This is a genomic window from Luteimonas sp. MC1825 (genome assembly GCF_014764385.1).
Lineage (GTDB): Bacteria > Pseudomonadota > Gammaproteobacteria > Xanthomonadales > Xanthomonadaceae > Luteimonas.
Window position 1 is genome coordinate 476,807 of the sequence record NZ_CP061714.1, and the last position, 24,744, is coordinate 501,550.

Here is a 24,744-nt window from a genome sequence, read left to right on the forward strand (position 1 = left end):
AGCACACGATGTCCATCACCCCCCACGAGGCCCTGCAACGGACCATCGAGCACCGCGAGATCTTCGAAGACGAGATGGTCGACCTCATGCGCCAGGTGATGCGCGGCGACGTGTCGCCGCTGATGACCGCGGCGATCATCGTCGGCCTGCGGGTGAAGAAGGAAACGGTGGGCGAGATCACCGGCGCGGCGCGCGCGATGCGCGAGCTGGCGCTGAAGGTGGACGTGGCCGACCGTCGCCACCTGGTCGACATCGTCGGCACCGGCGGCGACGGCGCCAACACCTTCAACATCTCCACAGCGTCGAGCTTCGTGATCGCCGCGGCAGGCGGCAAGGTCGCCAAGCACGGCGGGCGCAGCGTGTCCTCCACCTCGGGCAGCGCCGATGCGTTCGAAGCCCTGGGCGTCACCATCGAGCTGCCGCCGGCGGGGGTGGCGGAATCGATCGCGCGCACCGGCATCGGTTTCATGTACGCACCGGCCTACCACCCTGCGATGAAGGTGGTGGCCCCGGTGCGCCGCGAGATGGGCGTGCGCACGCTGTTCAACATCCTCGGGCCGCTGACCAACCCCGCTGGCGCGCCCAACATTTTGATGGGCGTGTTCCATCCTGACCTTGTCGGCATCCAGGTGCGCGTGCTGCAGGAGCTGGGCGCCGAGCGCGCGCTGGTGGTCTGGGGCCGCGACGGCATGGACGAGATCTCGCTGGGCGCCGGGACCCTGGTCGGCGAACTGCGCGACGGCCAGGTGCGCGAGTACGAGATCCATCCCGAGGATTTCGGCATCGCCATGGCCGCCAGCCGCAACCTGCGCGTCGATGGCGCGGCGGCGTCGCGTGACATGGTGCTGGACGCGATCGGCAACGCCGACGGGCTCCCCGGCAGCATCGTGGCGCTGAACGCGGGTGCTGCGCTGTATGTCGCCGGGGTCGCCGCATCGATCGCCGAGGGCGTGGTGCTGGCGCGCGCCACCATTGCCTCGGGCGCGGCGCTGGCCAAGCTGCGCGAATTCGCGTCCGCCACCGCCGCCATCGCCGCCGCGACGCCCTGACACCGGCGCGCGCGGGGCCGGCGGCGCGGCCTGCGTGCTATTTTCAAGCCTTCGTGGCATCCGCGTGATGCCATCCATTGAACATCGCCATGGCGCCGGGGGCGCCTGGCCGGGAGTGTGTGCTGCATGTGTCCTAGCAAGGTCGCCGACGGCGAAGAGCGTGGCTGGATCGTTCCCATCGGCGGTGCCGAGGACAAGGAAACCGGGCGCAGGATCCTCAAGCGCTTCGTGGAGCTGTGTGGCGGCCGCGATGCCGACATCGCCATCATCCCCACCGCCAGCCGCCTGGCCGACACCGGGCCGCGCTACGAGGACCTGTTCAACCGGCTCGAGGCCGGACGCGCGCGCTCGGTGCCGTTCGCCTCGCGCGAGGACGGCGGGCGTGACGCCTACCTGCGGCAGCTGGAGGACGCCACCGGGGTGTTCATCACCGGCGGCAACCAGCTGCGCCTGTCGACCATCCTCGGCGGCACCGCGGCGGCCAAGCTGATCCGCGAACGCAATGCCAGCGGCGTGCATGTCGGCGGCACCAGCGCCGGCGCCAGCATCCTCAGCGAGCACATGATCGCGTTCGGCAAGGAAGGGTCGTCGCCGCGCGCCAGCAGCGTGCGGCTGGCGCCGGGCCTCGGCCTGACCAACCGCTTCATCATCGACCAGCACTTCCGCGAGCGCGACCGCCTCGGCCGGCTGGTGGCGGCGCAGGCCTACAACCCGTTCGCGATCGGCATCGGGCTCGACGAGGACACCGCGGCGTTCATCGCACCCGACAACACGCTCGAGGTCGAGGGCAGCGGTTCGATCACCGTGGTGGATGCCAGCGGCCTGCAGTTCTCGTCGATGGCCGAAGCCGGCCAGGATGATCCGGTGTGCCTGCTCGGCCTCACCGTACACATCCTGGTGGCGGGCGCCACCTACAACCTGCACACGCGCCGCGCGTCGCCCGGTACATTGGCCGACACCCACGATTGATCCAAACGCCACCTTGAAGGGAACCACATGCGCGTCCTGAACCGTTCCGTCTACGTCGGTCCATCGCTGTACGCGCACTTCCCGGTGATCCGCCTCGAGCTCGACCTGGGCCTGCTGGAGCAGTGGCCCACCGCGCGCCTGGGTGCCGGCTTCATCGACGGACTGGTCGCCGCGTTGCCGGGGCTGGCCGAACACGGCTGTTCGTACCGCGAACCCGGCGGCTTCCTGCGCCGGCTGCGCGAAGGCCAGGGCACCTGGCTCGGCCACGTGCTGGAGCACGTCGCGATCGAGCTGCAGAACGTCGCCGGCGAAGATGTCACGTTCGGCAAGACCCGCGGCATCGATGAGGACCGCCCGGGCGTCTACTCGGTGGTGTACGAGTACGCGCAGCGCGAAGAGGGCATCGCCGCCGGCGAGCTCGCGCTGAAGCTGCTGGAATCGCTGCTGCCCGAGGCACTGCGCACGCCGGGCAGCGTGCCCGATGGCTGGGAATGGGAGGAGGCGCTGACCGCGTTCATCCGCTACGCACAGCGACGCCAGCTGGGTCCCTCGACCGCATCCCTGGTGCGTGCCGCCGAGGAGCGCGATATCCCCTGGATGCGCCTCAACGAGCAGTCGCTGGTGCAGTTCGGCCACGGCAAGTACCAGCAGCGCATCCAGGCCACGGTCACCGGGCGCACCTCGCACATCGCCGTGGAGCTTGCCGGCGACAAGGAGGAAACCAACAAGATCCTCGGCGCGCTGGGCCTGCCGGTGCCGCGTCAGATCATGGCCAACAGCCAGACCGACGCCATCAAGGCGGCGAACCGCCTTGGTGGGTCCGTGGTGCTGAAGCCGTGGAACGGCAATCACGGCCGCGGCATCACCATCGACGTGCGCGGCGACGACGCCATCCGTGACGCATTCAACGTCGCGCGCGAGCATTCGCGCTCGGTGATCGTGGAGACCTTCCAGCCCGGCGACGACCACCGCCTGCTGGTGGTTGACGGCGAACTGGTCGCCGCCACCCGGCGTACGCCCGGCCACGTGGTGGGCGACGGCCGCAGCACCATCGCCGAGCTGGTGGAGGTGGTGAACCAGGATCCACGGCGTGGCGTGGGCCACGAGAAGGTGCTGACGCGGCTCGAGCTCGACGACGCGGCGGCACTGATGATGGAGCGCGTGGGCATGGCCGCGGACTCGGTGCCCGCCGAAGGCGAGGTGGTGTACCTGCGCGCAACCGCCAACCTGTCCACCGGCGGCACCGCCACCGACGTCACCGACACCATCCATCCAGACAACCGCGACATGGCCGAGCGCGCGGTGCGTGCGATCGGGCTGGACGTCGGCGGCGTGGATTTCATCACGCCCAACATCAACGAGAGCTACCGCACCATCGGCGGCGCGATCTGCGAGGTCAACGCCGCACCCGGGTTCCGCATGCACGTGGCGCCCAGCGAGGGCACGCCGCGCGATCCGGCCGGGCGCGTGATCGACATGCTGTTCCCGACCGGCGCATCGACGCGCGTGCCGATCGCGGCCATCACCGGCACCAACGGCAAGACCACCACCGCGCGCATGCTGGCGCACATCACCAAGATGGCCGGCTACACGCCCGGGCTCACCACCACCGACGGCGTGTACATCGACGGCCAGCGCACCGTGGAGGGCGACATGACAGGGCCGACCTCGGCGCGCATGGTGCTGCGCGACCCGCAGATCGACATGGCGGTGCTGGAGACAGCGCGCGGCGGGCTGCTGCGCGCCGGCATGGGCGTGCGCCACATCGACGTGGGCGCGGTGCTCAACGTTGCCGCCGACCACCTCGGCCTGAAGGGCATCGATACGCTGGAACAGCTCGCCGAGGTCAAGCGCGTGGTGGTGGAGGTGGCACGCGAATGCGCGGTGCTCAACGCCGACGACCCGCAGGTGCTGCGCATGTCGGCGTACACCGATGCGCGCAGCATCTGCTACGTGACCATGAATCCCTCGCATGCGCTGGTCCGCGAGCACATCCGCGCCGGTGGCCGCGCCTGCGCGCTGGAAGCCGGCGTCAACGGGCAGATGGTCACGCTGTACGACAAGGGCGCGCACCTGCCGCTGATGTGGACGCACCTCATACCGGCGACGCTCGAGGGCCGCGCGCTGCACAACGTGCAGAACGCGATGTTCGCCGCGGCCATGGCCTATGCGCTCGGCATCAAGCTCGATGCCATCCGCCAGGGCCTGCGCACCTTCGACTCCACGTTCTTCCAGGCGCCGGGGCGCATGAACGTGTTCGAGGAGCATCCGTTCAAGGTGGTGATGGACTACGCGCACAACGCCCACGCGGTGGCGATGATGGCCGGGCTGGCGCAGCGGCTTGACGTGGCCGGGCGCCGGATCGTGGTCGTCGCCGGGCCGGGCGACCGCCGCGACGAGGACCTGGTGGCGATCGCCGGCAGCGTGGCCGGCAAGTTCGACCACTACATCGTGCGCCGCGACGACGGCCTGCGCGGCCGCGACGGCGACGAGGTGCCGCGCATCATCGCGGACGCGTTGCGCGCCGCCGGCGTGGGCGACGCCATGATCAGCGTGATCCCCGACGAGCAGGCCGCCGTGGATGCCGCGCTGCGCATGGGCCGCCCTGGCGACCTGGTGCTGGTGCTGGCCGACGCGCTGACCCGCACCTGGAAGCAGATCACCAAGTTCCGCGCCGATGGCGAGGCACCGCCCGCGCCGGTGCGCGTCGAGCCGCCGACGCTGTCGGAGTCCGAGCACGACGCGGCGACGGTCGCGGCGATGGACGGCGTGGTGCGCGACGAACGCGGCCTGGTATTCGAGCGTGAAGAGAGCGACTGACGATGAGCGCAGGCGGGCACTGACGTGGTGGACGCATTCGAGGACTCGCGCCGGCTGACCGGTGCGAATGTCTATTTCGCCGGCCCCGGCGCCGCGCTGGAAACGGTGACCGGGCCCACGGTGGATGCCGCGACGCTCGCGCGCTGGGCCGGCAACATCGCCGCCGCGCGCGTGGCGCTCGGCTGGCCCGCTGGCGCGGTGCTGGCGCGTCCGCATGCCAGCGGCGCCTCGCTCGCGTTCGAGGCGCCGTTCGACCAGCTGTATGCCGCCACCGAGGTCAACGAGTGGGCGTGGTCCGCCGCGGTGGCGTCCACCGGTGGCCAGGCGGGCGACGAGGCCATGGCGCCGGGGCACGCGTCGCATCGCGATGCAGACGGCGCGCTGCACACCCTGCGCGCGGTGGCCGCGGCCGAGGCCAATCCACGGCTTGTGGCGCTGCGTGCCGCGGCGCACGCGCGCGGTCTGCCGTTCCTGTCCGACGACGACGAAGCCACGGTGGGCGCGGGCAGTGGCGCGGCGACCTGGCCGGTGCGCGCGCTGCCGTCGGCGGATGCAGTCGACTGGGCCGCGGTGCACGACACTCCCTGCGCGCTGGTCACCGGCTCCAACGGCAAGACCACCACCGTGCGCCTGGTGGCGGCGATGGCGCGCGCGCATGGCTGGTTGACCGCGCACAGCTGCACCGATGGCGTGTTCTTCGACGGCGTGGAACTGGAGTCCGGCGACTACTCCGGCCCGACCGGCGCGCGCACCGCGCTGCGCCAGCCTCGGGCCGAGGCCGCGGTGCTGGAAACCGCGCGCGGCGGCCTGCTGCGCCGCGGCCTGGCCGTGGAGCGCGTACGTGCGGCGGTAGTGACCAATGTCAGCGAGGACCACTTCGGCGAGTACGGCGTGCACGGACTGGCCGACCTCGCGCGGGTCAAGCTCACCGTGGCGCGTGCCGTGGCCGATGACGGCCTGCTGGTGCTCAACGCCGACGACGCGCTGCTGCGCGAGCTCGGCGCCGACAGCAGCCGGCCACTGGGCTGGTTCGCGCTGGATGCGGGGGCGCCATGGCTGGTGGCGCATCGCGCCCGCGGCGGCGCGACCTGCGGCGTGCACGCCGGTCGCCTGCAGCTGCACTGGCGGAGCCGGGACCACGACCTCGGCGCGGTGGCCGACATGCCGCTGGCGCTGGGCGGCCGCGCCACCTACAACGTCGCCAACATTGCCGCCGCGAGCCTCGCGGCGTCGGCCATGGGCGTGCCGCCGGCGACGATCGCGTCCGCGCTGGCGCGCTTCGGTGCCGGCAGCGGCGACAACCCCGGGCGCCTGCAGCATTGGCGCTTCGACACGCTCGATGTGTTCGTCGACTACGCGCACAACCCCGAGGGCCTGCACGGCTTCCTGCGCGCGATCGGCGCGGACCGGCGCACCGGTCGCCTGGCGATGATCCTCGGCCACGCCGGCAACCGCGAGGATGCCGACCTGCGAGCGGTGGCCGCCACCGCGGCGGCCTACCGCCCGGAGCTGGTGGTGCTGAAGGACATCGGCGGCTACGAGCGCGGCCGTACCGCGGGCGAGGTGGCCGGTATCATGCGTGCCACGCTGATTGCTTCGGGCGTCGGCACGGACGCAATCGAGACCCGTCTCGACGAGGTCGAGGCCGCGCGCCGACCGCTCGAATGGGCGCGTGCCGGTGACCTGCTCGCGCTGCCGGTGCATGAACTTTCCGCGCGTGCCTGCGTGGTCCACCTGCTCGACGCGCTGCACGCGCAGGGCTGGCGGGCCGGCCAGCCGCTGCCCCCGAGAGAGGACGACATGCCATGAACGAACCCCGCCAGGACGTGCTGCGACGCATCCTCGCGCGCAAGGTGGAGGAAGTCGCCGAGCGCAGCGCCCGCGTGCCGCGCGAAGCGCTCGCCGCGCGCCTCGCCGACGCGCCCCCGGTGCGCGGCTTCGCGGCGGCCATCGAGCGCGTCGCCGCCTCGGGCCGTTCCGCGGTGATCGCCGAGGTCAAGAAGGCCAGCCCGTCGAAAGGCGTGATCCGCGCCGACTTCGATCCCGCGGCGATCGCGCGCAGCTACGAAGCCGGCGGCGCCGCCTGCCTGTCGGTGCTCACCGACATCGACTTCTTTCAGGGCGCCGATGCCTACCTGCAGGCCGCGCGCGACGCCTGCAGCCTGCCGGTGTTGCGCAAGGACTTCATCGTCGATGCGTACCAGGTCGACGAGGCACGCGTGCTCGGTGCCGATTGCGTGCTGTTGATCGTCGCCGCGCTCGACGACGCGCTGCTCGCCGCGCTCAGCGCGCAGGCGTTGTCGCTGGGCATGGACGTGCTGGCCGAGGTGCACGACGCCGACGAGTTCGCGCGCGCGCTGCGGCTGCCCGCAGTCGACGGCCGCGCGCCGCTGCTCGGGGTCAACAACCGCGACCTGCGCAGCTTCGAGGTGTCGCTGGACACCAGCGAGGCGCTGGCCGGCAGCGTGCCCGCGGGCCGGCGGCTGGTGTCGGAGAGCGGCATCATGACCACGGCCGATGTTTCGCGGCTGCGCGCGGCGGGCGTCGAGGCGTTCCTGGTCGGCGAGGCGTTCATGCGCGCAGACGACCCGGGCGAGGCGCTGCGCGCGCTGTTCGCGGCATGAGCAGCGTCGACCAACCGGACACGGCGCGCGGCGTGCCGCGCGCGGACGCGCCGCTGGTGGTGTTCGACTTCGACCACACCCTGTACGACGGCGACTCCGGCAGCCACCTGTTCGCCTGGCTGATCCGCCGCAGTCCCTGGCGCACGGCGCTGGCGCTGGTGATGGCGCCGGTGTTCGCGCCGATGGTGGCGTTCCTGCCGACCCGCCGCGTCGGCATCTCGGCGTTCGTCTGGGCCGGCACGGTCGGCTTCCATCGCCGTCGCGACCTCGATGACCTGATCGACACCTACGTCGACGGGCACGTCGAAGCCATCCGCGCCAAGCTGCTGCCGGTGGCGCTGGCGGTGATGCAGGCGCATCGCGAACGCGGTGACCGCGTGGTGGTGGCGACCGGCGCGCCGCCGGAACTGGCGCGCGCCATCCTCGCGTTCGTGGCCCACGAGGACGTGCCGGTGGTCGGCACGCTCGCCGGGCCGCGCTTTGGCGCGGTGGTCGCGGTGCGCCACTGCCACAACGAGGAAAAGATGCGCATGCTGCGCGAGCGTGGATGGGGCGACATCGCCATCGCCTATTCCGACTCCAGTGCGGACCTGCCGCTGCTGCGCGCCGCGCGCTCGCCGGTGGTGGTCAATCCCAAGCCCGGCGCGGTGGCGCTGTTCCGGCGCGAACTGCCGGCCGGCACGCCGATCCTCAACTGGGGTTGCCCGGACCGCGCGGGTGATCCGGTGCCGGCTCAGGCGACGAACAGCGCGCGGTAGATCTGGAAGCCGCTGATCGCCAGCACCAGCCCGCCGACGGCGAACAGCACCAGGCGCTCGCGCACGTGGCGCACCATCAGCGCCGAGACCGGTGCGGCGACCACCCCGCCGATCAGCAGGCCAAGGGTGATCTTCCAGTGTTCCAGGCCGATGGACAGCAGGAACGTCACCGAGATCGCCAGGGTGACCATGAACTCCGAGGCGCTGACGGTGCCGATGCTGGTCCGCGCCTCGCCACCGCGCGCAAGCAGGGTGGAGGTGGCGATCGGCCCCCAGCCACCGCCGCCGATGGCGTCGAACAGGCCGGCGAAGAAGCCGAGCACGCCGACGCGCTTCACGCGGCTGCGCGGCACCAGGCGCCCGCCGGCGCGCAGCAGGATCAGCAGCGCCAGCACCAGCAGGTAGCCGTGGATCCATGGCTTGATCGCGTCGCCGTCGATGCGGCTGAGCGCGTAGGCGCCGATCACCCCGCCCACCACGCCCGGCACCGCCAGGCGCAGCATCAGCTTGCGGTCGACATTGCCCATCGCGCCGTGCGCGGCGCCGGAGACCCCGGTGGTGAACACTTCGGCGGTATGCACGCTGGCGCTGACCGCCGCCGGCGGCATGCCCATCGCCAGCAGGATCGAGGACGACACCAGCCCGTAGGCCATGCCCAGCGCGCCATCGACCAGCTGCGCGCACAGGCCGATGGCCACGAACATCGCGAAATCTGCGCCCAGCAGGTCCATGCACCTCCCGTCGCGCCAGGCGCGTGGTTCAGGGGCTCAGGATAGCGGGGCGGCGGTGACGGGCGCCGCCTTGGATCAAGCGTCGCCGAGGCGTTTGACGAAGCGCACCGTGCCGTCGCCGAAGCCGCAGGCCTGGTAGAACGCGTGCGCGTCACTGCGCTGCGACCCGCTGCTGAGTTCGATGCGCGCGGCCCCGGCGGCGCGTGCGCGGCGCTCGGCTTCGCGCAGCAGCTGGCGGCCCAGGCCGCGGCCCTGCGCGCCGGCGGTCACCACCAGCGCGGTGATCCGGCAGGTGATGGTGTCCAGCGGCAGGTAATACATGAAGTCGAGCGCCACCAGGCCGCAGACCACGCCGCCGCAGCGCGCGACCACCAGCGCCTGGCGGTCGTCGCCGACGATCGCGGCGATGCGCCTGGCGGCATCGGCGCGGTCGCAGGGGTAGCCCATCTCGCAGAGCAGGGCGGCGACGTCGTCGGCGTCGATCGACGACGCGCTGCGCAGGTCGGCCTCCGGCAGGGTGCCGCGGGATTCGAAATGCGCCGGCACGCGGGGCTCAGCGCGTGCCGTACAGCACGACGGTCTTGCCGCGGGCGTGCAGCTTGCCGTCGATCTGCAGCTTCTTCAGCACGCGGCCGGCCATCTCGCGCGAGCAGCCGACCAGGCGGGCGAGCTCCTGGCGAGAGACGCGCAGCTGGGTGCCGTCGGGATGGCTCATCGCCTCGGGCTCCTTCGTCAGGTCGTGCAGCGTGCGCACGATGCGATCGGTGACGTCGAGGAAGGCGAGGCGCCCGGCCTTGCGGCTGGTGTCGAGCAGGCGCCGCGACAGCTGCGCGCCGATCGAATACATGATCTGCGTGGCATCTCCGGACAGCGATCCCTCGAACAGCTGGTACAGGCGCTCGTAGCTGATCTCGGCGAGTTCGGTCTGCGTGCGGGTGCGCAGGATCACCTCGCGCACGTCGGATTCGATGAACAGGCCCATCTCGCCGACGAACTCGCCCGCCCCGAAGTAGCCGAGGATCAGTTCGCGACCATCGTCCTCCTCGGTGATGATGCTGACCGAGCCGTTGATGACGTAATACATGGTGCCGGCCTGGTCGCCCGGGCGGAACACCTCGGTGCGCGGCGGATAGCGTCGGCGGTGGCAGTGCGCCAGGAAACGTTCGATCGTCGCCGGCGACGGCATGAGTGGATGCAGGGGGCGTCTATAGGTACTGAGGATGGCCACAGGGCTTGTATTCATGGGCAGGGTGAACGGGGGATTCAGGGAGAGTAGGCCGTTCGACCCCCGCGGGCAAACCCGTTGTGCCCCGATATGCGGCCCCAAGCCGGCGGCGGGTCGCCCCCCGGGGCGCGATGCCGCATAATCGCGCACTTTCCGCCGAACCTGGATCCGATGCCGTGGTCAAGCCGCTCCCCCGCCTGAAGCTCCAGGGGTTCAACAACCTCACCAAGGCGCTTTCCTTCAACATCTACGACGTCTGCTACGCGGTGTCCGAAGAAGAGAGGCAGCGCTACATCGAGTACATCGATGAGGAATACAACGCCGACAGGCTCACCCAGATCCTGACCGACGTCGCCGAGATCATCGGCGCCAACATCCTCAACATCGCCCGCCAGGACTACGACCCGCAGGGCGCGTCGGTGACGATCCTGATCTCGGAGCAGCCGGTGATCGACAAGGCGGCGGCCAAGGGCGTGATCTCCGACGCCGTGGTCGCGCACCTGGACAAGAGCCACATCACCGTCCACACCTATCCCGAGACGCACCCGCAGGCGGGCATCGCGACCTTCCGCGCCGACATCGACGTGGCCACGTGCGGCGTGATCTCGCCGCTGAAGGCGCTGAACTACCTGATCGAGAGCTTCGAGTCGGACATCGTCATCGCCGACTACCGCGTGCGCGGCTTCACCCGCGACATCAAGGGCAAGAAGCACTTCATCGACCACAAGATCAACTCGATCCAGGATTACCTGGCCAAGAACGTCAAGTCGCGCTACGAGATGTTCGACGTCAACGTCTACCAGGAAAACATCTTCCACACCAAGATGCACCTGAAGGACTTCGACCTCGACCAGTACCTGTTCGAGGAGAAGGCGCGCAACCTGTCGTTCAAGGAGCGCATGAAGATCGAGGCGCTGCTCAAGCGCGAGATCGAGGAGCTCTTCCACGGCCGCAACCTGGTGGAGTGACGAGGAACCGCCGCGATGGCCTGGATCCACCTGCTGCTCGCCGGCCTGTTCGAGATCGGCTTCGCGATCGGCCTCAAGTACACCGAAGGCTTCACCCGCCTGTGGCCCAGCGTCTGGACGGTGACCACCGCCGCGATCAGCCTGTGGCTGTTGACCCAGGCGCTGAAGGTCATCCCGGTGGGCACGGCCTATGCCATCTGGACCGGCATCGGCGCCGTGGGCGTGGTGACGATCGGCATCCTGGCGCTGGGCGAAAGCGCATCGCCTGCGCGCCTGGCGTGCATCGCCCTCATCGTGGGCGGCGTGGTCGGGCTGAAGGTGGTTTCGGCCTGACGCAAGCCGGCGGTCAGATCCGGTAAGCGACGGTCTTCATGAGCTTCGACGCCACGGCCATCAAGGTCGGGATCGGCTGCGGCAGCAGGCGCGCGCCGGCGGCTTCGGCGTTGTCGGCGTGGCGGGCCTCGTCGGCCTTCATGACCTCGAGGATCGCGCGGCTGCGCAGGTCGGCCTCGGGCAGGGTGCGCAGGTGCTCTTCGAGATGCGCCTCGACCTGGCGCTCGGTTTCGACCACGAAGCCGAGGTTCCAGCCGTCGCCGCGCAGCCCGGCCAGCAGGCCGATGGCGTAGCTGCCCGCATACCACAGCGGGTTGAACAGGCTGGGCCGGCTGTCGAGTTCGCGCAGCCGGTCGTCGCACCAGGCGAGGTGATCGGTTTCCTCCTGCGCCGCCTCGAGCAGGTGCGCGCGCGTGGCGGCGTCGCGGGCCACCGTCGCCTGCCCGACATACAACGCCTGCGCGCAGACCTCGCCGACATGGTTGATGCGCATCAGTCCCGCCGCGTGGCGGCGCTCGGGCTCGTCCAGCACCACCTCGGCGTGGTCCGCGCCGGGGTTGCGGCGCTCGGCACGCGGCCGTCCGGCAACGGTTTCCAGTGCGTTCTGGGCATCCGCCAGCAGGCGGTCAAGCGGGGAGAGGGTGCGCGTGGTCATGCCGGCATTGTGCGCCCGCCGATCGGCGCCGGCCACCGGCCGAAGGGCCAGCCAACCTCCAACTTGCGGCGAACGCGGCCGGCCGGTACAATTCCGCCTCTTGCGTTCCCGGAACGTGAAAACGCGTGGCGAAGTTCCCGGCCCAGGCCCGGAACCAACCCGACCAGTCACCCCTGAGAGTTCCCGATGAAAACCTTTATTGCCAAGAACGAGACCGTCCAGCGCGACTGGTTCATCGTCGATGCCACCGGCAAGACCCTTGGCCGCCTGAGCACCGAAATCGCGCGCCGCCTGCGTGGCAAGCACAAGCCCGTCTACACCACCCACGTCGACACCGGCGACTACATCATCGTGGTCAACGCCGAGAAGATCCACGTGACCGGCAACAAGCTGGCCGACAAGATGTACTACCGCTTCACCGGTTACATCGGCAACCTCAAGTCCGAGTCCCTGGCGCAGGCGCTGCAGCGCCACCCGGAGCGCGTGATCGAGCATTCCGTCAAGGGCATGCTGCCGAAGAACACCCTCGGCCGTGCGATGTACAAGAAGCTCAAGGTCTACAAGGGTGCCGAACATCCGCACGCCGCCCAGCAGCCGCAAGTCCTGGATATCTGAACATGGCAATCACCCAGAATTACGGCACCGGCCGTCGCAAGTCCTCCACCGCCCGCGTGTTCCTGCGCCGCGGTACCGGCACCATCACCGTCAATGAGCGTCCGCTCGACGAGTTCTTCGGCCGCGAGACCGCGCGCATGATCGTGCGCCAGCCGCTCGAGCTGACCAAGAACACCGAGAGCTTCGACATCTACGTGACCACGCACGGCGGCGGCACCACCGGCCAGGCCGGCGCCATCCGCCTGGGCATCGCCCGCGCGCTGGTGGAGTACGACGAGACCCTCAAGACCGAACTGCGCAAGGCGGGCTTCATGACCCGTGACGCGCGCGAAGTCGAGCGCAAGAAGGTCGGCCTGCACAAGGCACGTCGCGCCACCCAGTTCTCGAAGCGCTGATCGAGGTATTCAGGATCGCCTCGCGCGATCCTGCGTTACAATTTGCTCCATAGCCCCGTCGCCAAGCGGTAAGGCACCTGACTCTGACTCAGGCATTCGGAGGTTCGAATCCTTCCGGGGCTGCCATATCCAAGCTAGGCCCGAAGCCCGCCACGTGCGGGCTTCGTCCTTTCCGCCTGCCGGAGTCCGCACATGGCCATGACCTTCCCCCCGCCGTATACCGCCGAGGACGGCGTGCTGGCGGCGCTGCGCGATGACGGGTATGCCGTACTCTCGCCCGCGATGGTCGCCGCACTTGCGGGCATGACGCCGATGGACGTCGCCGGCCTGCAGGTCGGCTGGAGCGACCTGCCGCTCGACGGCTACCTGCGCGACGGCGGCAGCTATCGGCGGCGCCGGCATTCCTGCTTCATCGTCGACGGCGAGGGCGCGCATCTCGCCCCGCATCGCGCGCACTGGCAGTCGCTCGACTACAACGCACTGCATGGCGGCATGGAGCGCATGTACCAGCCGCTTTCGCCGGGTGTGGTGGGAAGGCCTGCCTGGCCGCGGCTGCTGGAAGCGTTGGGCGCGCTGTTTTCGCAGGTCCGCGCCGCCATTCCGTGGTACGTGGAAGCGCACCAGTTCCGCATCGACACCAGCGACGGCATCGGCCGGCCCACGCCCGAGGGCGCGCATCGCGACGGCGTCGATTTCGTCGCCGTGTTCGTCGTCGAGCGCCACGGCATCAAGGGTGGCGAGACCCGCGTGTTCGATGCCGCCGGCCCCGACGGCCACCGCTTCACGCTCGAGGACCCGTGGTCGCTGCTGCTGCTGGACGACACCCGCATGATCCACGAGTCGACCCCGATCCAGCCGCTCGACGCAGACGCCACCGGCCACCGCGACACCCTCGTCCTGACCTACCGGGCAGGTGCGTTCCAGGGTGAGGATTGAGAGCAGAAAATGCTCTCCCCACACGCCACCCACCGCCCCGCTACAATCGGCGGATTGTGGCTTTCGCGGAGCGGTGATGAAGCTGGGTTCTTTGAAAGAGGGCGGCCGCGACGGCACGCTGGTGGTGGTGTCGCGTGATCTCGCGCGTGCCGTGCGCGCGACCGGGATCGCGCCGACCCTGCAGCAGGCGCTCGAGGACTGGTCCAACATCGCGCCGCGCCTCGTGGCGCTGTCCGACGCGCTCAACGCCGGCGACGCCGATGGCGCCTTCGACGTGGAACCGGCGCAGCTTGCAGCCCCGTTGCCACGCGCCTACGAATTCCTCGATGGCAGCGCCTACCTGCCGCACGTGGCGCGCGTGCGCCGTGCGCGTGGTGCCGAGGTGCCCGAGAGCTTCTACACCGATCCGCTGATGTACCAGGGGACCAGCGCCGGCTTCCTCGGCCCGCGCGACCCGGTGCGGGTGACCAGCGAAGAACACGGCATCGACCTCGAGGCCGAGATCGTGGTGGTCACCGACGACGTGCCGATGGCGGTCACGCCGGAGCAGGCCGCCGGGCATATCCAGCTGATCGGACTGGTCAACGACGTCAGCCTGCGCAACCTGATCCCGGGCGAGCTGGCCAAGGGCTTCGGGTTCCTGCAGTCCAAGCCGCGTTCGGCGCTGTCGCCGGTGTTCGTGACGCCCGACGAGCTCGGCGACGCGTGGCGCGGCAGCAAGCTGCACCGGCCGCTGGTCACCCATGTCAACGGCGCATGGTTCGGCGCACCGGAGGCCGGCGTCGACATGCAGTTCGATTTCGCGCAATTGGTCGCGCATGCGGCCAGGACGCGGCCGCTGTCGGCGGGCACCCTCGTCGGCTCCGGCACCATCGCCAACGAGGACACCACGCTCGGCGCATCGTGCTTCGCCGAGAAGCGGACCGTCGAGGCGCTGGAGCACGGCCAGCCGCTCACGCCGTTCATGAGCTTTGGCGACAGCGTGCGCATCGAGATGTTCGATGCCGCGGGCGAGACGATCTTCGGTGCCATCGAGCAGCGGATCGAGCACCAGGGCGCACCCTGAGGGACGCCAGCGGCGCGCCGGCCCCGCCCAGGCGGGAAGATTTGGGGAACGGGGGGAGGAGTGGCCAGGTGGCGACCGTGAATGAATCCTTGTGCCTGCATTCGTACTGGCGCTCCAGCGCCGCGTATCGCGTGCGCATCGGCCTGAACATCAAGGGGCTGCCCTACGACATCGCCCCGGTGCACCTGGTCCGCGACGGTGGCGAACAGCACAAGCCCGACTTCGCGGCCATGAACCCGCAGCAGCTCGTGCCGGTGCTGCAACACGGCCAGCGCATGCTGCGCCAGTCGCTGGCGATCCTCGAGTACCTGGACGAGATGTGGCCCACGCCGCCACTGCTGCCGTCCACCGCGCGCGACCGCGTCCGCGTGCGCGGCCTGGCGCAACTGGTGGCGTGCGACATCCATCCGCTCAACAACCTGCGCGTGCTGCAGTACCTCGAGCGCGACTGGGGCGTGCCCGGCGCGGAGCGCGACGTGTGGGTGAAGCACTGGATCGTCGAGGGCTTCCGCGCGCTCGAGGCGCTGCTGGCCGGCAATGTCTCGACCGGCGAATACTGCGACGGCCACGCGCCGGGCCTGGCGGACTGCTGCCTGGTGCCGCAGGTCTACAACGCGCGCCGGTTCGGCGTGGACATGGCGGCGTTCCCGATCATCGCGCGCATCGAGCAACACTGCCTGCAACTTCCGGCATTCGACGCCGCGCGCCCCGAGCGCCAGCCCGACGCGCCCGAAATGGCCTGACGCCTCAGTGCGAGGCGTGGCCGGTGTCGAAGACGTCGGCGTAGGGGTCGTGCTCGTCGCCGCCTTCGGACAGGCGGAACTTGAGGTCCAGGCCGTCGCGCGAGTCGGCTGCCCGCAGCGCGGTCTCGCGCTCGATGCGGCCGTCCTTGAACAGCCGGAACAGGCACTGGTCGAACGACTCCATGCCTTCCTCCAGCGACTCCTCCATCGCCTGCTTGATCTCGTGCACCTGGCCGCGGCGCAGCAGGTCGCGGATCATCGGCGTGTTGATCAGCACTTCGGTGGCCGGCATCCGGCGACCGTCGGTGCCCACGACAAGGCGCTGCGAGACCACCGAACGCAGGTTCAGCGCCAGGTTCATCAGCACGTTCTTGTGCGCCGCCTCGGGGAAGAAATTGAGGATGCGCTCGATGGTCTGGTCGGCGTTGTTGGAGTGCAGCGTGGCCAGGCAGATGTGGCCGGTCTCGGCGAACGCGATCGCGGCCTCCATCGTGGTGGCGTCGAGGATCTCGCCGATCAGGATGACGTCCGGCGCCTCGCGCATCGCGTTCTTCAGCGCGTTGTGGAAGGCGTGGGTATCGATGCCGACCTCGCGCTGGTTGACGATCGACTTCTTGTGCCGGTGCAGGTATTCGATCGGATCCTCGATGGTGAGGATGTGCCCCGGGGTGGTGCTGTTGCGGTAATCGATCATCGACGCCAGCGTGGTCGACTTGCCCGAGCCGGTGGACCCGACGATCAGCACCAGGCCACGCGGGGCCATGATGATGTCCTTCAGCACGGACGGCAGCTGCAGCTCCTCGATCGAGGGGATGGTGCTGCGGATCGCACGGATCACCATGCCGACCTCGCCGCGCTGCTTGAACACGTTGACGCGGAAGCGCCCGGAGTCGGCCAGCGACAGCGCCATGTTGAGCTCCAGCTCGCGCTCGAACTGCGGCACCTGGCCTTCGTCCATCAGCGAGTAGGCGATCTTCTTCACCATGCCGGGAGGCAGGCCGGTATTGCCGAGCGGGTAAAGCTTGCCTTCGACCTTGATGTACACCGGCGCACCGGTGGTCAGGAACATGTCGGAGGCATTCTTTTCCGTCATCAGCTTGAGGAAATAGCCGATGTCCATTGCCGATATCCCCTGTCGCGCCGCGCCGGCACGTTGCGTACCGGGCGGATGCTGATAACAATGGCCGCGCGATCCCCCAATCGGCACGACCCCCTATGCGCACAAGCTTCGCACAATTCAAGACGGCCCTGCATGGCCTGTGTCTCGTTCCGGTGCTCGTACTCGGGGCCTGCGCGAGCCTGCCACCACCCACGGCCGAACTCACCACCGCGCAACAGGCGGTCTCGCGCGCCGATGCCGCCGATGCCCAGCAGTACGCGCCGGAGGAGCTCGAGCGCGCACGCACCGCGCTGAGCCGCGCCCAGTCGGCGATGGCGGCCGGCCAGGAGCGTGACGCTCGCGTGCTGGCGCAGCTGGCGGCGGCTTCGGCCGACCTCGCCAAGGCCCGCAGCGAGCAGGCGCAGACCGCATCCGCGCTTGCACAGCGCCGCAGCGAGGTGGCCGGCCTGCGCCAGCGCCTCGGCATGGAGGGCACGCCATGACCCGCATCATCGCCGCCACGGCCATCGCCATCGCACTGCTGGCGACGCCGGCCATGGCGCAGGTCCAGCCGCGCGGGCAGGCGCCGGCGCGCACGCAGGCCGCGAGCGAACTGGCGCGCCTGGAGTCCCGCCTGCAGGCGCTCGACACCGATCCCGTACGCAACACGCTGGCCGCGTACGAGCGTCTCCAGGCCCGCCAGGCGGTGGATGCGCTGGCGGCCGCAAGGAGCGGCCAGGGGCGCACGGACGCACGCCAGGTCGCCGAATGGCGGGTCGAGACCGCGGAAATCGCGGTAGGCAACGCCGTCGACCGGCGCGAGCTCGATCGCCTCGAGCGCGAACGCAGCGAACTGCTGGTGGAAGCCAGCCGCCAGGATGCCGCCCGCGCCCGCGCGGAGGCCGAGCGGCTGCGCATCCAGGCCCAGGTGCAGGCCGAGGAGGCCGAGCGCCTGCGCCTGGCGGCCGAGGAGGAATCCAGCGCCCGCCAGCAGGTGGAAGGCGTGCTGGACGACGTGGCCGGCGCACAGGCCGCCAAGCTGCGTGCGGCGCGACAGCGCGAAGCCGAGCTCAAGCGCCAGGAAGCCGAGCTGATGCGGGATGTGCCGGGTCCCGCCAGGCGCCCGCGCTGACGCCCGCAAGCACCCCGGAAGCGGGTCCGGGCGGCCGCCTGTCCGGCGGCTGTCCGCACCCTCCGCGGCGGCCTTGCCCCCCCAGGTCGGGAGGAGTAGGGTCGGTCCTGCAGGCGGCGACCACCTACGGTGAGGCCGCCTGGCGGAGCGGAAGGGTGACGTGACGGAATCGTGCGACTCCAACGGGAATGTCGCCGCGGGCAAGGCCCCGCGGACGTTCCCGAGGGGGCGTCCGGAACGCGCCGGTCCAGCTTCAAACGATACGCCTCGGGCCGCAGGGTCCGGGGCGTTTTTGCATGTCCGCGCGGAGGGCCGCGCGGGCCACAGCTGAAAGGAGGTCTCCATGTTCGAAGGTCAACCGCAGGCGGAAATGGACGAGCTGTTCAAGTCCAACCCGGAGTTCCGCCAGCTCTACCACCGGCACAAGGAACTCGACAAGAAGGTGCTCGACGCGGAACTCGGCGTTCTGCCGATCGATGACACCAGGCTGGCGCAGATGAAGCGCGAAAAGCTCGTCGCCAAGGACCGCCTGGCGCAGATGTTCGACACATTGACCCACTGATTCCACTCCCCCCACGCCGTAACCAGGCAAGCGTGCGCGGCGGCGGCCATCCTCGTCGGTCGCCGCCGCGCACGCGCCACCTGCCGGGGCCACGCAACGGACCGCGACGCGCGATGCGATAATCGCCGCCCCGTTACGTGAGGCCGTCCGGCATGCCCATCCACGATTCCGTCCTCGGACTCATCGCCGATACCCCCATCGTCAAGGCCAGGCGCCTGGATGCGGGTTGCTGCGAGCTGTACTTCAAGCTCGAAAGCCAGAACCCCGGTGGTTCGATCAAGGACCGCATCGGCATGAGCATGATCGAGGCCGCCGAGGCGCGCGGCGACATCAAGCCGGGTGACACGCTGGTGGAGGGCACCGCCGGCAACACCGGCATCGGCCTGGCGCTGGTGGCGCAACAGAAGGGCTACAAGCTGGTGCTGGTGGTCCCCGACAAGATGAGCCGGGAAAAGATCTTCAACCTCAAGGCGATGGGTGCGGAAGTGGTACTGACCCGCTCGGACGTCGCCAAGGGCCACCCCGACTACTACCAGGACCTGGCCGAGCGCCTCGCCGCCGAGACGCCGGGGGCGTACTTCATCAACCAGTTCGGCAACCCCGACAACCCGGCCGCGCACGAGCACGGCACCGGCCCGGAGATCCTGCGCCAGATGGCCGAGGTCGGCGGGCTGGATGCGATCGTCTTCGGCTGCGGCAGCTCCGGCACGATGAGCGGGCTGTCGCGCTGCTTCGCCACGCAGGCGCCGGACGTGGAGATGGTGCTGGCCGATCCGGTCGGCTCGATCCTTGCCGAGTACATCAACGAGGGCACGCTCAGCGACAAGTCGGCCAGCTGGATGGTGGAGGGCATCGGCGAGGACTTCCTGCCGTCGATCTCCGATTTCTCGCGGGTGAAGAAGGCCTATGCGATCACCGACAAGGAGAGCTTCCTGACCGCGCGCGAGCTGCTGGCCAAGGAGGGCATCCTGGGCGGCTCCTCCACCGGCACGCTGCTGGCCGCGGCGCTGAAGTACTGCCGCGAGCAGACCACGCCGAAGAAGGTGCTGGTGTTCGTCTGCGACACCGGCAACAAGTACCTGTCGAAGATGTACAACGACTACTGGATGCTCGACAACGGCTTCATCGAGCGCGAGCAGCACGGCGACCTGCGCGACCTGATCCTGCGCCCGTATTCGCAGCGCGACACCGTGGTGGTCGGGCGCAACGACCTGCTGGTTACCGCCTACCAGCGCATGAAGCTGTACGAGATCTCGCAGCTGCCGGTGATGGACGGCGACGACCTGGTCGGCATCCTCGACGAGTCGGATGTGCTGCTGCACGTCTACGGTGACGAGGCCCGGTTCCGCGACCCGGTGTCGACCGCCATGGCCAGCAAGCTGGAAGTGCTGGACGTGAAATCGCCGATCGAGTCGCTGCTGCCGGTGTTCGACCGCGGCCAGGTGGCGATCGTGATGGACGGCAGCCGTTTCCTCGGCCTGATCACCCGGATCGACTTGCTGAACTGGCTCCGCCGCCGGGTGAACTGAGCCCCTCCGCGGGGCTGGCCACCGCTGGCCCGATGCTACAATCCGCAGTCTTTTCAAGCGGATGTGAAGGCATGCACGACGATCAGGGACACGGCGGCGCGGACACGTCCGGGTGGGGCCATGGCACCCGGGCGATCCACGCCGGGCAGTCGCCGGATCCCTCCACCGGCGCGGTCATGGTGCCGATCTACGCGACCTCCACGTACGCGCAGTCCAGCCCGGGCGTGCACCAGGGCTTCGAGTATTCGCGCACCCACAACCCCACCCGCTTTGCCTACGAGCGCTGCGTGGCCGGGCTTGAAGGCGGCAGCCGCGGCTTCGCGTTCGCCTCCGGCCTCGCCGCCAGCGCGACCGTGCTGGAGCTGCTCGACAGCGGCGCGCACGTCATCGCCATGGACGACCTCTACGGCGGCAGCTACCGGCTGTTCGAACGCGTGCGCCGGCGCACCGCGGCGCTGGACTTCAGCTTCGTCGACCTGACCGACCCCGCCGCGTTCGAAGCCGCGATCACGCCGCAGACGCGGATGGTCTGGGTCGAAACCCCCACCAACCCGATGCTCAAGGTCGTCGACCTGAAGGCGATCTCCGCGATCGCCCGCAGGCACGGCCTGCTGATGGTGGTCGACAGCACCTTCGCCTCGCCGATCCTGCAGCGCCCGCTGGAACATGGCGCCGACATGGTGCTGCACTCGGCCACCAAGTACCTCAACGGCCACTCCGACATGGTCGGCGGCATGGTGGTGGTGGGCGACAACGCCGATCTCGGCGAGCAGCTGGCGTTCCTGCAGAATTCGGTGGGCGCGGTGCAGGGGCCGTTCGACAGCTTCCTCGCGCTGCGCGGGCTGAAGACCCTGCACCTGCGCATGCGCGCGCACTGCGACAACGCGCTGGCGCTGGCGAAGCACCTCGAGTCCCATCCGGCGATCGAGCAGGTGATCTATCCCGGCCTGCCGTCGCATCCGCACCACGCGCTCGCCGGACGGCAGATGGACGGCTTCGGCGGCATCGTGTCGGTGGTGGTGAAGGGCGGCCTCGCCGGTGCCACGCGCTTCTGCGAGCGCCTGAAGATCTTCACGCTGGCCGAGTCGCTGGGCGGCGTGGAGAGCCTGGTCAACCATCCGGCGGTGATGACGCATGCGTCGATCCCGGTGGAGCGCCGCGCAGTGCTCGGGATCAGCGATGCGCTGGTGCGTCTGAGCGTCGGGGTGGAGGACGTGGCCGACCTGATGGCCGACATCGAGGCGGCACTGGACAGCGTCGCTCCATGACCCAAACCCCGGGCGCGGATTCCAGCCACGGGGCGGGCGTGCCATTGGCGCTGGCCTTTGCCGTGTCCGGCGTGGTGTCCGAGGGTGACGCCGGGCCCCGCCTCGGCTACCGCTGCGCGGGCGAGGGGTACGACCCCGCGCGTCGCGTCGCCGGCGTGGTGGTCGGCATCGACGATGGCGTCAGCCTGCGCTTCGCGCTGCCGGCGGCATCGGTCGATTTCATCCTGCTGGAGCCGGCCGCGATTTCCGGCCATTACAGCGTCACGCACATGGTGTACGCCGGCACGCCTGTCGATGACCTCGCGCGGCGCGTGATGGCGGCGCACGAGCGCCTGGGCGACGCCGCAGGAGCGGGCGCCATCGCCTTCTCCAATGATCGCGGGCGCCCTTCGCTGGAGCTGGATGTCCGCGGCCTCGGTGCTGTCGGCGGCGGGCAGCACCTGGAGCTGGTGCTGCGTCGCGAGGCCGACGGCGTCGCGGCGGCCGATGCGTTCGCGCGCGTCCTGGCGGCGATCGGCCGCGGGCAGGACGCCGACCACGCTGCCGGCGCGCGCCTGGCCCGGACGCTGCAGGCCCTGTCGGCGCGCATGGACGGGCTCGCGGCCGCCATCGACACGCGTGCGGACGGGCCGGGGCAATCCGGTCTGGCCGACGCGATCCAGGCGCTGGTCGCCGCCGGCGCTGCGCGCGACGAACGCATCGCGAGGCTCGAGCGGCAGTTGGCTGCTCTGGCCGACGTTCTAGGGCGCACCGAAGTGTCGCTGGCTGCGCTCGCGCCCGTGGTGGAAAACGCCGCGGCCCGCCAGGCGGCGGCGGAAGCCGCCGCGGTCGAGGCGCGCGGGCAGGCCGCGCGCGATGGCGGCGCGGTGCGAAACGAGCTCGCGTCGCTGCAGGAGCAGGTCCGGCACGTGGCGGATTCGATGGACAACCTGTTCTGGCGTCGCTGGTCGCGGCGGCTGCGCGGAGGTGGCCGGTGACCGGCAGCGCGCCGGCCGCGGACGCGCCGCGTAACGAGGTGCTCGGGTATTCCCCGCTGCACCAGCTGCAGCTGCTTGCCGATGACGCGTGGCTGGCGACCGGTGACGACCCGTATTTCCTGGTGGAGTTGCCCGACGCGGTTCGCGATGGCGGCGTCGTGCGCATCAGCGTCGAACTCGACGGCGAGCATCTGCAGCGGCCCTGCCTCTATCTCGATTCCGGCAGCGGCTGGAACGAGTCGGGACGCGTCGAGCTCCTTCCCGACGGCCCGCGGCACTGGACCGCGCTCGCGTGCGTCGAGGCGCTGGCCGGTCCGGCACGCTTCGACCCCAGCGAGCGCGCCGGGCGCTTCCGTCTTGGCATGCTCGCGCTCGAGCGGGTGGCGCCGGCGGCGCTGATGGTGGAGCTGCTCGCGCGTGATGCGGCGGCCCACCCGGAATCGGCCGCCGACGTGCTCGCACGCGCGGCGGCAATGGCGCAATCCTCCGGCCACCAGGCGACGTGCGAGTGGTTGCTCGCTGGCGGCCCCGATCGCGTGCGCGAGCCGCCGGGGTCGTACGCCGGGTGGATTCGCCTGCACGATTCGCCGACCCCGGCCGAGCTGTCCGCGCTGCGCTCTGCGGTGCGCGCGCTGCCGGCGCGACCCCTGCTGTCGCTGTTGCTTCCGGTGTCGGGCGAGCGCCACGACCTGCTGCAGGCCTGCGTCGCGTCCCTGCGCGCGCAGTGCTATCCCGACTGGGAGCTGCTGCTGGTCTGCGACGCGCAGACGCTGTCGACGCCGATGCGTGACGCGGTGGACGCGGCGGTTGCCGCCAGCAGCCGTATCCGCATCGCTCCCGCGCCGGCAGACGATGCGGCGGCCTGGAACCTCGCGCTGGCCGCGGCGGGCGGCGCCTGGGTGGGCGTGATCGAGGGTGCACCGCTGTTCGCGCCGCACGCCCTGGCGGCACTGGCCGCGGCCGCGGCCGCGCGTCCGGACGCCGGCATGATCTATTCCGACTGCGACCGGATCGATGCGGCCGGGCGCCGCCATGCGCCGAGCTTTCGCCCTGACTGGAACCCGGACCTGTTCCTGGCGCGCGACTACATCGGTGCCGCGGTGCTGTTCGATGTCGGCCTGGTGCGCAAGGCCGGCGGTTTCCGCGCCGATCATGCCCCCGCCATGGTCGGCGACCTGGCGCTGCGCTGCGTCGGGCTTGCCGACGCGACGCCGGTCCACGTGCCGATGGTGCTGTCGCACTGGCCCGACGGCGCGGGTATCGACCTGGCCGCGCGCGCCGAAGCGCGCCGAGCGGCGCTGCGCGGGCACCTTGGCGATCGCGTCGTTGCGGTCGAGTCGGCGGGTGACGGCGCGCGCCTGCGCTGGCCGCTGCCGGCGCAGCCGCCGCGCGTCAGCATCCTCGTTCCCACGCGTGATCGTGTCGACCTGCTGCGCCTTTGCGTGGAGAGCATCCTGTCGCTCACCACCTACCCCGATTTCGAGCTGGTGGTGATCGACAACGGATCCAGCGATGCCGAAGCGCTCGACTACCTGGCGTCGCTCGACCCGCGGACGCGTGTTCGCGTGCTGCGCTACGACCTGCCGTTCAACTATTCGGCGATCAACAACTTCGCCGTGGCGCAGGCCGAGGGCGACGTGGTGGCACTGCTCAACAACGACATCGAGGTGATCTCGCCGCACTGGCTCGACGAGATGGTCGCGCATGCGTTGCGCCCGGGCATCGGCGCGGTAGGCGCGATGCTCTACTACCCCGACGACACCATCCAGCATGCCGGGGTGGTGGTGGGCCTGGGCGGCGTTGCCGGCCACGTCTATTCCCGCCAGCCACGGGGCAGCACGGGCGAGGAGGGGCGTGCCGCACTCGTCCAGAACCTCGCGGCGGTCACGGCCGCCTGCCTGGTGGTGACCAGGTCGGCATGGGATGCGGTCGGCGGCCTGGATGAGGCGCTGGTGGTGGCGTTCAACGACATCGACTTCTGCCTGCGCCTGCGCAAGGCCGGCTACCGCAACCTGTGGACCCCGCACGCCGAGCTGTACCACCACGAGTCCGCGAGCCGCGGCAGCGAGGACACGGAAGAGAAGCTGCGCCGGTTCCACTCCGAGGTGGCCTTCATGATCGAACGCTGGGGCGCGGTGCTTCACGACGACCCGGCCTACAATCCCAACCTTTCGCTCGCACACGGCGCGGCCAACGAGTTCGCTTCGCCCCCCCGCCGTGGGATGCGCCGGTGGCTGGACGATGCGCTCGCGGGCATGTCCTGTATCCGGCGGCAATGATCGATCCTGGA

25 protein-coding genes and 1 tRNA gene are annotated in these 24,744 nt (G+C 70.2%); 21 read left to right on the forward strand and 5 right to left on the reverse strand.

The genetic code is table 11. From position 1 onward, the window contains the following. The first annotated feature begins 8 nt into the window (after positions 1 to 8). The 6 genes from trpD to IDM46_RS02250 all read left to right on the forward strand — a co-directional run bounded on the left by trpD (position 9) and on the right by IDM46_RS02250 (position 8,220). Positions 9 to 1,049 (forward strand): anthranilate phosphoribosyltransferase, encoded by a 1,041-nt coding sequence (gene trpD, locus IDM46_RS02225; RefSeq protein WP_182822950.1) that lies wholly within the window; start codon positions 9 to 11, stop codon positions 1,047 to 1,049. 126 nt (positions 1,050 to 1,175) lie between these two features. Then, a complete protein-coding gene (locus IDM46_RS02230) occupies positions 1,176 to 2,018 on the forward strand; it encodes a cyanophycinase (RefSeq protein ID WP_182822948.1) in 843 nt (280 codons plus the stop codon). Between the two features lie 27 nt (positions 2,019 to 2,045). Then, a complete protein-coding gene (gene cphA / locus IDM46_RS02235) occupies positions 2,046 to 4,838 on the forward strand; it encodes a cyanophycin synthetase (RefSeq protein WP_185114696.1) in 2,793 nt (930 codons plus the stop codon). A 27-nt stretch (positions 4,839 to 4,865) separates the two neighbouring features. Then, positions 4,866 to 6,647: a Mur ligase family protein gene (locus tag IDM46_RS02240; RefSeq protein ID WP_223878003.1), complete on the forward strand. Its 1,782-nt coding sequence runs from the start codon at positions 4,866 to 4,868 to the stop codon at positions 6,645 to 6,647. Then, on the forward strand, positions 6,644 to 7,462 hold the full coding sequence (gene trpC / locus IDM46_RS02245) for an indole-3-glycerol phosphate synthase TrpC (RefSeq protein WP_182822942.1): 819 nt from the start codon (positions 6,644 to 6,646) through the stop codon (positions 7,460 to 7,462). The genes IDM46_RS02240 and trpC overlap by 4 nt, the downstream gene beginning before the upstream one ends. Next, complete coding sequence (locus tag IDM46_RS02250) at positions 7,459 to 8,220, forward strand: haloacid dehalogenase-like hydrolase (RefSeq protein ID WP_182822940.1); 762 nt, start codon at positions 7,459 to 7,461, stop codon at positions 8,218 to 8,220. Before trpC ends, IDM46_RS02250 begins: the two co-directional genes overlap by 4 nt. On the opposite strand, the gene IDM46_RS02255 is transcribed toward IDM46_RS02250, so the two are convergent. From IDM46_RS02255 to crp, 3 genes are all read right to left on the reverse strand, one after another. Continuing rightward, on the reverse strand, positions 8,196 to 8,951 hold the full coding sequence (locus IDM46_RS02255; protein WP_182822938.1) for a sulfite exporter TauE/SafE family protein: 756 nt from the start codon (positions 8,949 to 8,951) through the stop codon (positions 8,196 to 8,198). The genes IDM46_RS02250 and IDM46_RS02255 overlap by 25 nt on opposite strands. 75 nt (positions 8,952 to 9,026) lie before the next feature. Continuing rightward, a complete protein-coding gene (locus IDM46_RS02260) occupies positions 9,027 to 9,497 on the reverse strand; it encodes a GNAT family N-acetyltransferase (RefSeq protein ID WP_182822936.1) in 471 nt (156 codons plus the stop codon). 7 nt (positions 9,498 to 9,504) lie between these two features. Continuing rightward, positions 9,505 to 10,137, reverse strand: coding sequence for a cAMP-activated global transcriptional regulator CRP (gene crp, locus IDM46_RS02265; protein WP_223878048.1), 633 nt, complete (start codon positions 10,135 to 10,137; stop codon positions 9,505 to 9,507). A 215-nt stretch (positions 10,138 to 10,352) separates the two neighbouring features. Between crp and speD the strand changes: the two genes are divergently transcribed. Together speD and sugE are read left to right on the forward strand one after the other, a co-directional pair. Continuing rightward, positions 10,353 to 11,144 carry an adenosylmethionine decarboxylase gene (speD, locus tag IDM46_RS02270; RefSeq protein ID WP_182822933.1) on the forward strand — a complete coding sequence of 264 codons (792 nt, stop codon included), beginning with the start codon at positions 10,353 to 10,355 and terminating at the stop codon, positions 11,142 to 11,144. Between the two features lie 15 nt (positions 11,145 to 11,159). Continuing rightward, the gene (gene sugE / locus IDM46_RS02275) at positions 11,160 to 11,477 is read left to right on the forward strand and encodes a quaternary ammonium compound efflux SMR transporter SugE (RefSeq protein WP_182822931.1); all 318 of its coding nucleotides are present in this window, start codon (positions 11,160 to 11,162) and stop codon (positions 11,475 to 11,477) included. A 13-nt stretch (positions 11,478 to 11,490) separates the two neighbouring features. Here sugE and coq7 read toward each other — a convergent pair whose 3' ends face one another. Next, complete coding sequence (gene coq7 / locus IDM46_RS02280) at positions 11,491 to 12,132, reverse strand: 2-polyprenyl-3-methyl-6-methoxy-1,4-benzoquinone monooxygenase (protein WP_182822929.1); 642 nt, start codon at positions 12,130 to 12,132, stop codon at positions 11,491 to 11,493. A gap of 186 nt (positions 12,133 to 12,318) precedes the next feature. Here coq7 and rplM point away from each other — a divergent pair, with 186 nt between their 5' ends. The 6 genes from rplM to maiA all read left to right on the forward strand — a co-directional run bounded on the left by rplM (position 12,319) and on the right by maiA (position 15,887). Continuing rightward, on the forward strand, positions 12,319 to 12,747 hold the full coding sequence (rplM, locus tag IDM46_RS02285; protein WP_182822926.1) for a 50S ribosomal protein L13: 429 nt from the start codon (positions 12,319 to 12,321) through the stop codon (positions 12,745 to 12,747). 2 nt (positions 12,748 to 12,749) lie between these two features. After that, the gene (gene rpsI / locus IDM46_RS02290; protein ID WP_182822924.1) at positions 12,750 to 13,142 is read left to right on the forward strand and encodes a 30S ribosomal protein S9; all 393 of its coding nucleotides are present in this window, start codon (positions 12,750 to 12,752) and stop codon (positions 13,140 to 13,142) included. Positions 13,143 to 13,193: 51 nt separating this feature from the next. Further along, a tRNA-Gln gene (locus IDM46_RS02295) sits at positions 13,194 to 13,268 on the forward strand. Positions 13,269 to 13,334: 66 nt separating this feature from the next. After that, positions 13,335 to 14,078, forward strand: a complete 744-nt coding sequence (locus IDM46_RS02300) for a 2OG-Fe dioxygenase family protein (protein ID WP_221441764.1) — start codon at positions 13,335 to 13,337, stop codon at positions 14,076 to 14,078. Positions 14,079 to 14,154: 76 nt separating this feature from the next. Beyond that, positions 14,155 to 15,144 carry a fumarylacetoacetate hydrolase family protein gene (locus IDM46_RS02305; RefSeq protein ID WP_185114698.1) on the forward strand — a complete coding sequence of 330 codons (990 nt, stop codon included), beginning with the start codon at positions 14,155 to 14,157 and terminating at the stop codon, positions 15,142 to 15,144. Positions 15,145 to 15,221: 77 nt separating this feature from the next. After that, entirely contained in the window at positions 15,222 to 15,887 is a 666-nt protein-coding gene (maiA, locus tag IDM46_RS02310) for a maleylacetoacetate isomerase (RefSeq protein WP_182822920.1), read from the forward strand. A 4-nt stretch (positions 15,888 to 15,891) separates the two neighbouring features. On the opposite strand, the gene IDM46_RS02315 is transcribed toward maiA, so the two are convergent. Further along, positions 15,892 to 17,007, reverse strand: a complete 1,116-nt coding sequence (locus IDM46_RS02315; RefSeq protein ID WP_182822918.1) for a PilT/PilU family type 4a pilus ATPase — start codon at positions 17,005 to 17,007, stop codon at positions 15,892 to 15,894. Between the two features lie 152 nt (positions 17,008 to 17,159). Between IDM46_RS02315 and IDM46_RS02320 the strand changes: the two genes are divergently transcribed. The 7 genes from IDM46_RS02320 to IDM46_RS02350 all read left to right on the forward strand — a co-directional run bounded on the left by IDM46_RS02320 (position 17,160) and on the right by IDM46_RS02350 (position 24,733). After that, positions 17,160 to 17,489 (forward strand): DUF4398 domain-containing protein, encoded by a 330-nt coding sequence (locus tag IDM46_RS02320; protein ID WP_223878004.1) that lies wholly within the window; start codon positions 17,160 to 17,162, stop codon positions 17,487 to 17,489. After that, on the forward strand, positions 17,486 to 18,118 hold the full coding sequence (locus IDM46_RS02325; RefSeq protein ID WP_185114699.1) for a hypothetical protein: 633 nt from the start codon (positions 17,486 to 17,488) through the stop codon (positions 18,116 to 18,118). Before IDM46_RS02320 ends, IDM46_RS02325 begins: the two co-directional genes overlap by 4 nt. A 343-nt stretch (positions 18,119 to 18,461) precedes the next feature. Then, a complete protein-coding gene (locus IDM46_RS02330; protein ID WP_182822911.1) occupies positions 18,462 to 18,680 on the forward strand; it encodes a YdcH family protein in 219 nt (72 codons plus the stop codon). Between the two features lie 152 nt (positions 18,681 to 18,832). Next, the gene (locus IDM46_RS02335; protein ID WP_182822909.1) at positions 18,833 to 20,209 is read left to right on the forward strand and encodes a pyridoxal-phosphate dependent enzyme; all 1,377 of its coding nucleotides are present in this window, start codon (positions 18,833 to 18,835) and stop codon (positions 20,207 to 20,209) included. A 71-nt stretch (positions 20,210 to 20,280) separates the two neighbouring features. Beyond that, positions 20,281 to 21,477: a cystathionine gamma-synthase gene (locus IDM46_RS02340; protein ID WP_185114700.1), complete on the forward strand. Its 1,197-nt coding sequence runs from the start codon at positions 20,281 to 20,283 to the stop codon at positions 21,475 to 21,477. Then, positions 21,474 to 22,454 carry a hypothetical protein gene (locus IDM46_RS02345; protein WP_185114701.1) on the forward strand — a complete coding sequence of 327 codons (981 nt, stop codon included), beginning with the start codon at positions 21,474 to 21,476 and terminating at the stop codon, positions 22,452 to 22,454. Before IDM46_RS02340 ends, IDM46_RS02345 begins: the two co-directional genes overlap by 4 nt. After that, complete coding sequence (locus IDM46_RS02350) at positions 22,451 to 24,733, forward strand: glycosyltransferase family 2 protein (protein ID WP_185114702.1); 2,283 nt, start codon at positions 22,451 to 22,453, stop codon at positions 24,731 to 24,733. The genes IDM46_RS02345 and IDM46_RS02350 overlap by 4 nt, the downstream gene beginning before the upstream one ends. The last annotated feature ends 11 nt before the right edge of the window (positions 24,734 to 24,744 follow it).